A 6,483-nucleotide genomic window follows, 5' to 3' on the forward strand; every position below is an offset into this window, starting at 1 on the left:
CTTCGAATTTGTCTTTGATCTGTTGTACAATTTCTTGGGAGTTGGGGGTCATGGCAGTCTCCTGGCGTTATTTTTGTGGTACAGACATTATGCCTGAAATTGCCACCCCCAACTCCTTCAACCAAAATGAGTCACACCCAAATCAAATCGCGGGGCTAGCCAATCTCAGCGCCGTAGCAGCGGGCAAAGTAGGTCGCCTGGCTCATGTCGAGTTTGGTCTTGTCGAGAGTGACCGTGCGAAAGTCAATCCGATCCAGGATCGCCCCAACGAGATTGGTCTTTTTCAGAATCGCGCCCGTGAGATTTGCGCCGCTGAGATCAGCTCCACGAAAATTTGCCTCCGTGAGATCGGCGGCGTGAAAGTCCGCACCCTCTAGCCTCTGGTCGTGAAAGTCGAACTTTTTGAGTTTCTGGTTGCGGAAGTTGGCAAAGCTGAGATCGCAACCCGTGATGGTCACGCCTCCGATATCTGCCTCGGTGAAGTCTGCACCAAGCAGGCGGCACTGCAAAAGCTGCGCAACAAAGAAGTTCGCTGAGACAAAGCGGCAGTTACTAAAGTTGCACTGCGTGAGTGTTGCGGCATTGAACTGCGCTCCTGCGAAGTCACACTCCTCAAAAACGCACTCCGTCAGCTCCGCTTCTTGAAAGCTCGCCCCGATAAACCGACACTTCACAAAGCGCCGACCTTGCCAGGCAGCGTCCGCAAACGCCCCGTGGTTAAAACTCTCCCCAACACGCTCTAATTCTTCGTCCATAGAAAATACTTCCCGGCATTGCCCCTCCTCCTCGGGGTCGGGAGGAGGGGCTAGGGGAGGGGGGCTTTACGAAGCCGCTGTCAGATCCTCAGGAAGCGTGAAGGTGGTCTTGAGCACCTGGGTCACGCCTGTTTCTGCTGCTGCATAGCCCGCCTCGATGATCTCGATGACGTGCGCGGCGTGATCCGCCGTGACAATACTGGGCTTGCCCTCTCGCACCCAACGCACGAGTTGCATGGTGTCCTCGTACACGTGGTGCTCCCCGAGCTTGCCGTGGGCGGCGTACTTGCCCGCGACGTGGGGCGTCACTTGCAGCGGGGAGAGCCCCTCGGACTTGCCAGGGTAGTCGATCGCCTCTCCGTTGAGCTTGGTACCGACGATACTGCCCTTCTCGCCAAAGTAGCTGGGCTGGCCGAACTCGCTCACCATTCCGGCGAACGTCCCGTGGATAAAGGCGAAGACATTGTCGCCAAAGTCTGCCAGAATCACCGTGTTGTCGTCGGCGTCGCACTCGTAGGCCTCGCCTTTGAAGTGACGAGTCTTGATCCCGATACCCGACATCGCCGTGACGCGCTTGGCCGGTCCCAGAACACCCGTAAGGGAGTGCAGGGCATAAACCGTCATGTCGTAGAGCGGGCCGCCACCGGGCTTGCGCCAGTACCAGCTGGGGTTGATGTTGCTCAGCGGGGTGTCGCCGGTGCGGACACCCTCGGTCTCGTGGTAGGAGCCAAACGCGGCACCCGCCACGGCCCACGAGAGCTTGCCAAGGCCACCGCTCTGGATGATCTCGCGGATCTTGTGGTTGGTGGGGCGCAGCATCTGGCCGGGGGATGCGACGAGATGCACGCCTTTTGCCTGGGCACGCGCGATGAGGTCTAAAGCCTCGCCGCTGGTGACCGTCATGGTCTTGTTAAAGTGGATGTGCTTGCCCGCCTCAATGGCCTTGATGCCCTGCTGGTAGTGCAGGCCAATTGGTGAGCAGATAATGACCATGTCCACGTTCGGATCGGCGAAAAGCTCGTCCTCTGTCTCGTAGGCCTTGGCGACTCCGTACTTCTCCGCGGCGGCTTGTGCCCGACCCGGCGCAGGGTCGCAGCAGGCGGCCAAGTGGACCTGATCCTGTACGTCTTCTAAAACCAGATGATCTAGTGCACCGCGAATGCCAATACTGCCGCATCCGACGACGCCGATTCCAACACGATTACTCATGACTACCCATCTCCTGTGGCGGGAAAGTTACCGCCCTAGAAAGGTTGGCCGTGCTGTGCCCCGATTCCTGCCTAAATTTCCTGTCCTAGTATTCCGACCATGTAAAGGAAATATGAGACTGACTGAACGGCTACGCGGATTGGTGGGGATGGGGACAGCTCCTGAGGAAACTCCGGTGGTGGTGGCGGCTCCCGCACCAGCCCCGCCTGCGCCCTTACCTACTCCGACGCCTCCTCAGCCCGCTCCTACACCCCCTCCGGCCCAACCCATACCGGCACCATTTGTCGCTACGACAGCTCCCGTTCCAACGACGGCTCCCGTGGTCAACCTGAGTGTTGAGGCCGCCTATGCCATGCTCCAGGCCTTCCCCAAAGACACGGACGATGCCAAGCAGCTTCAAGCGCTTCGCTCCGCGCTGGCGACCATGGCGGATGAAAAGAAAAAGACGCTCCAGCAGCTTCTGGCTGAGGTACTTCAGGAGAAAGCCCGTATCGCGGTGGCGCTCCAGAGCCAGGAGCAGGGCTTCGAGTCGCAAGTTGCCAAGATCTCCGAGGCGGTGGATGCGCTCTGGGAAAAACGCGACAAGCTCACCGAGCACCACCAGCGCCTGACTCTGCATGCCAATGAGCGAATCGAGGGGCTTGACTCCCTGATCCAGTGCCTCTCCCTGCCAGAGGTGCCCGTCTTTGAGCTGGCACCCCTTGAGGAAGTGGTCGCGCTGGATGTCAACGCGGTGCCACTTGTCGACGAAGGCCCTGTGGTGCTCAGGCGGGCTGAGCCCATGAAACAACCTAAATCGAGCAAAGCGGTCTCGGAAGATGGGGAGGGCTCCTCCTCTCCAAACCGCCGCCGCCTCTACGCGAAATCCGCCAGCTAAGCCCCGAGTGTACCGGCGGGCAGGAGCACGGCACGGCAGGGGGCACCATCGGTGGGCAGGCTGAGCGGTAGACAGACCAGTGTGTAGGTTCCCGCCGACACGTCGCGCAAGTCCAGCCCTTCGACAATAATCACCGCAGGTCCCAGAAGCGCACGGTGCGTCTCCGGGTTTCCGCTGTAGAACGGCCCAATTGAGAGGTAGTCGATGCCGATCAGCTTCAGCCCACGCTCCACTAAAAACTGCGCCGCGTCCTCGGTGATCCCGACGTAGTTGGAGAAAAAGCGTGACTCTTCCAGCTTGCCGTCGTGAATCGTGCAGTGAAGCAGCAGCCGGGTGATAGGCTTGGGCAAGCTCTGCGCCTCGAACCACGCCTTGTCCAGCGGCCCTTCACCATCGTAGCAGACCACCGTGCACTCGCCGATCAGCACGTTCAAATCCAGCTTGTCCACCAGCTCGCCGCCTGCGATAAAGTGCCGTGGTGCATCGAGGTGCGTCCCCGTGTGGCACCCAATCGCCATGTCTGTCACCTGCACCCCATCGCCCGCCTCGTGGCTCTTGACGATCTTTAGCTTCACCGGCTCATGCCCTGGCCACACGGGAAAGCCCTCGCGTAGCGGATAGGAAATATCACGAATCTCTAAGTTGCTCATGACAAAGAAAGTTCGACAAGCATCCTAGGATGCCCTCCTGCAAACAGCGAAACTAAGGATGCTGTCCCATAGTGTACTGCTTAACCTGTTCCGTTAGCGCTGCCCAGGGATCTCTCGGGTAGGCGAGTGGGCTACTGCTACCCTTTGGCCAATTTTCGGTGCGCTTTGCATCTTTGGGGAAATCAGCGGCGAAAATAGAGTCGGGAATTGAAATATTTGTCTCCATCTCCATAAGCGTTTCGCCTGCTTTTAAACTCTTTATCTGAATAATAGACTCCGACTTGGGATCAGAGTAATAGGCTCTTGTTCCGATACGAGCTACCCGCAGCTCCTTACCATCTCTGAACTCAGAGGGGCGATTGTCATGGGTACGAAGAAGAAGGATGGGAAGTGCCTGGATGAAAAGAATTTTATACTCTTCAAAAACGGATGGCTTAAATGGTTTTACATGAGTAATCACAAGCTCGTTTTTCTTGTGTTTATAGCTATAGTGGACATTCTCTAAGAATAATTGCGTGGTTTCTTCGTCACGATCACTAGGCAAAAAATGGGCTTTAAGCCATCTCTCTTTGCCCCAACTTTCCGAGAAAAGAACACGCTGCACTCCCGTCCCATCAGGAGTTGGTTCTATACGATACATGCGAGTATGTGTCCTGTTGGGAGCCAAACTTTGTTTCGTGACTTTGATTGCCACGGGGATATTGTGCCCGATCCAGAGAACTGCAAAAATTGCAAAGACGTGGCGGCACTTGAGCTTATAACCCGTGACGACGGGCTGGAGCGGCGTGAGGTTCGCGATGCGCTGTTTGAGAATCTCGCTGACGGGCTCTGCGGGGAAAGCGGCTTTTAGGGCTTGGGCTTGCTCGGACTCGGTCATGGCGTTTTGGGCTCCTCGGGGAGAAAGTGATACGCGGCACGCTCAAAGACGGCGCTACGGGCGCGCTGCAAGCGGCTACTGACGGCGGCTTCGGACTTCCCGAGAATCTGCGCGATCTCGGCGAGACTGAGGCCATCGGTGTATTTCAAGAGAAGCGCATCGCGCTGATCGGGTGTGAGCGAGAGCACGGCGCGGCGTAGCTGGAGGGCATCTTCGGCACGGAGCGCGAGCGTCTCTGGGGTGGGAGCACTGTCGGAGCGCTCTGGCAGAACTTCCATGAGCGTCTCGTTGCGGCGGTAGCGCTTGCGCAGAATATCCGCCACTTTCTTGCGAGCGATTCCCAGCAACCAAGCACGGTGCAGGCTCTCGTCGGCAGGGCAGCGGCTAAGAGCGGAAAAGGCGGCAGAAAATGTCTCCGCCGTGGCATCTTCTGCATCGGCGCGGGTGGGCAAGCGCCGCTGGGCAAAGGCAAAGACCGTAGCAAGATGCGCCTCCTGCAAGTGTGATACCCGTGTCGAGATGATCTCCGTTGCCGCAGGGGCAGGACGTCGGAGGCTCTTGAGGCGCTGGCCGAGCAGGATCTGGTTCACTACTCTCTAATTCGCCACCACGGCGCAAAAACCATCGGTGGATTTTTGGTTAGGGGATGTGGCGCTGGAGAATCGTGACATCCACGTCGCGGTTGAACTTGCGCCCCACGCGCTCCAGAGTTCCCAGAGTGCGAAACCCGAGCTTTTTATGGAGCTTGAGTGAGGCGACGTTATCGCTGGAGATCAGGGCGACAATGGTGTGAATCTCCCGCGCGGGAGCATCATCGAGCAGGGCTTGTAGGAGTGCCTCCCCGATCCCATTACCTTGTGCATGGACATCCACATAGACCGAGTTCTCCGCTGTCCCACGGTAGCCTGGTTTCGGGTTGTACGGTGAGAGCGAGGCCCAGCCTAGGATGATGCCCTCACGGTCTTCGGCGACAAAGCCGGGATACGGATCGCCCCGGTGCTTTTCGATCCAGGCGAGCTGCGTCGGAAGGTCGCGCTCCTGGGTGTCTAAAGTGGCCGTTGTCGTACGAACCGCTTCGTTGTAAATGGCCCGAATGGACTCAGCATCGTCGGGGCGCACAAGACGGATAACAAAACTCACATCAGTAGTTGTACCCTATAGACGAACTTCGGTACAATCATCTATGAATAAATACGCACTGCTGAAGGAAGTCTCTCAGGCGAACTTAGAGCGCGAGGTCAAGCAACTGGCTACCCGCTGGCCCACGCGGCATACGCTCTCCAAGCACCACCTGGCAATTGTTGGGCACCTCGAAGGCCGCTTCCAGGCGCTCGGGTATGCTCCCAAGCGCCACGTCTACTCGCACCAAGGCAAGCCTTTGAACAATGTCCTCGCTGAGAAGTCGGGCGGCAGTGGGGGAGCGATCCTAGTCTGTGCACACTTCGACAGCCGTCAAGAGAACCTCGGAGCCCCGGAAGCCCCCGCGCCTGGTGCCAATGACAACGCGACTGGGGTTGCAGTGCTCTTTGAAGTCGCTCGGCTTCTGAAAAACACCCCGATGCGCCATCCCCTGCGTTTTGTGCTCTTCTCGGGCGAGGAGCAGAACCTCTTGGGCTCGACGGCCTACGCATCGGAGTGCAAAGCAAAGGGTGAGAAGCTCACGTTGGTCTTCAACCTCGATGAAGTGGGCTACCCGGACAAGGCCAAGAGCCTCTTTCTGGATCGCGACGAGGGCGGCGTTCCCAGCAACAACGCGGCGTCGGCAAAGCTCGTTGCACGCATGGAAGTGCTTGCCAGAACCGTCGTCAAAGTCCCTACAAAAATAGACCCCGTCGAAGCGTCGGACTACGTTCCCTTCGAGCAGCACGGCTACGTCGTCACGGGGCTCTACGAAGGCGAGTATCGCTATCCCCACTACCACAAGTCCACCGATACCCCCGATAAAGTAGATTTCGCCTACGTCACCAGCATGGCCCGCATGACACTTGCCTTCCTGCTGGACTACGCCAAATAAAGAAGCCAGAACCACGAGGGTTCCGGCTTAAGAGGGCTACGGCTGCCTTCGCAGCCAACCGAATCTAGTGGGCACGAAGGTGCCCGTCGCCCTCTTAAGCC

Annotated in this window: 8 protein-coding genes; 2 read left to right on the forward strand and 6 right to left on the reverse strand. The window is 58.1% G+C overall.

What is annotated here, in order from left to right:
* Nucleotides 1–155 precede the first annotated feature (155 nt).
* Nucleotides 156–755 carry a pentapeptide repeat-containing protein gene (locus RMO15_RS10295; RefSeq protein WP_309711563.1) on the reverse strand — a complete coding sequence of 200 codons (600 nt, stop codon included), beginning with the start codon at nucleotides 753–755 and terminating at the stop codon, nucleotides 156–158.
* 66 nt (nucleotides 756–821) lie between these two features.
* Nucleotides 822–1,964, reverse strand: coding sequence for a Gfo/Idh/MocA family oxidoreductase (locus RMO15_RS10300; protein WP_309711566.1), 1,143 nt, complete (start codon nucleotides 1,962–1,964; stop codon nucleotides 822–824).
* Nucleotides 1,965–2,076: 112 nt separating this feature from the next.
* Here RMO15_RS10300 and RMO15_RS10305 point away from each other — a divergent pair, with 112 nt between their 5' ends.
* Nucleotides 2,077–2,841 carry a hypothetical protein gene (locus RMO15_RS10305; RefSeq protein WP_309711569.1) on the forward strand — a complete coding sequence of 255 codons (765 nt, stop codon included), beginning with the start codon at nucleotides 2,077–2,079 and terminating at the stop codon, nucleotides 2,839–2,841.
* On the opposite strand, the gene RMO15_RS10310 is transcribed toward RMO15_RS10305, so the two are convergent.
* From RMO15_RS10310 to RMO15_RS10325, 4 genes are read right to left on the reverse strand one after another with little or no spacing between them, the layout of a single operon-like run.
* A complete protein-coding gene (locus tag RMO15_RS10310; protein WP_309711572.1) occupies nucleotides 2,838–3,491 on the reverse strand; it encodes a cyclase family protein in 654 nt (217 codons plus the stop codon). The genes RMO15_RS10305 and RMO15_RS10310 overlap by 4 nt on opposite strands.
* 52 nt (nucleotides 3,492–3,543) lie before the next feature.
* Nucleotides 3,544–4,368 carry a hypothetical protein gene (locus tag RMO15_RS10315; protein WP_309711576.1) on the reverse strand — a complete coding sequence of 275 codons (825 nt, stop codon included), beginning with the start codon at nucleotides 4,366–4,368 and terminating at the stop codon, nucleotides 3,544–3,546.
* Nucleotides 4,365–4,958, reverse strand: coding sequence for a sigma-70 family RNA polymerase sigma factor (locus RMO15_RS10320; protein WP_309711580.1), 594 nt, complete (start codon nucleotides 4,956–4,958; stop codon nucleotides 4,365–4,367). The genes RMO15_RS10315 and RMO15_RS10320 overlap by 4 nt, the downstream gene beginning before the upstream one ends.
* Before the next feature lie 49 nt (nucleotides 4,959–5,007).
* Nucleotides 5,008–5,508, reverse strand: coding sequence for an N-acetyltransferase family protein (locus RMO15_RS10325; RefSeq protein ID WP_309711585.1), 501 nt, complete (start codon nucleotides 5,506–5,508; stop codon nucleotides 5,008–5,010).
* Between the two features lie 43 nt (nucleotides 5,509–5,551).
* On the opposite strand from RMO15_RS10325, the gene RMO15_RS10330 reads away from it, so the two are divergent.
* The gene (locus RMO15_RS10330) at nucleotides 5,552–6,382 is read left to right on the forward strand and encodes a M28 family peptidase (RefSeq protein ID WP_309711588.1); all 831 of its coding nucleotides are present in this window, start codon (nucleotides 5,552–5,554) and stop codon (nucleotides 6,380–6,382) included.
* Nucleotides 6,383–6,483 lie beyond the last annotated feature (101 nt).

This window comes from Armatimonas sp., from assembly GCF_031410135.1.
Lineage (GTDB): Bacteria > Armatimonadota > Armatimonadia > Armatimonadales > Armatimonadaceae > Armatimonas.

Excerpts from the sequence above, each read along its gene's own strand:
- RMO15_RS10330 (WP_309711588.1), top strand. The coding sequence starts at position 5,552 with ATGAATAAATACGCACTGCTGAAGGAAGTCTCTCAGGCGAACTTAGAG.
- RMO15_RS10295 (WP_309711563.1), bottom strand. The coding sequence starts at position 755 with ATGGACGAAGAATTAGAGCGTGTTGGGGAGAGTTTTAACCACGGGGCG.
- RMO15_RS10300 (WP_309711566.1), bottom strand. The coding sequence starts at position 1,964 with ATGAGTAATCGTGTTGGAATCGGCGTCGTCGGATGCGGCAGTATTGGC.
- RMO15_RS10310 (WP_309711572.1), bottom strand. The coding sequence starts at position 3,491 with ATGAGCAACTTAGAGATTCGTGATATTTCCTATCCGCTACGCGAGGGC.
- RMO15_RS10315 (WP_309711576.1), bottom strand. The coding sequence starts at position 4,368 with ATGACCGAGTCCGAGCAAGCCCAAGCCCTAAAAGCCGCTTTCCCCGCA.
- RMO15_RS10305 (WP_309711569.1), top strand. The coding sequence starts at position 2,077 with ATGAGACTGACTGAACGGCTACGCGGATTGGTGGGGATGGGGACAGCT.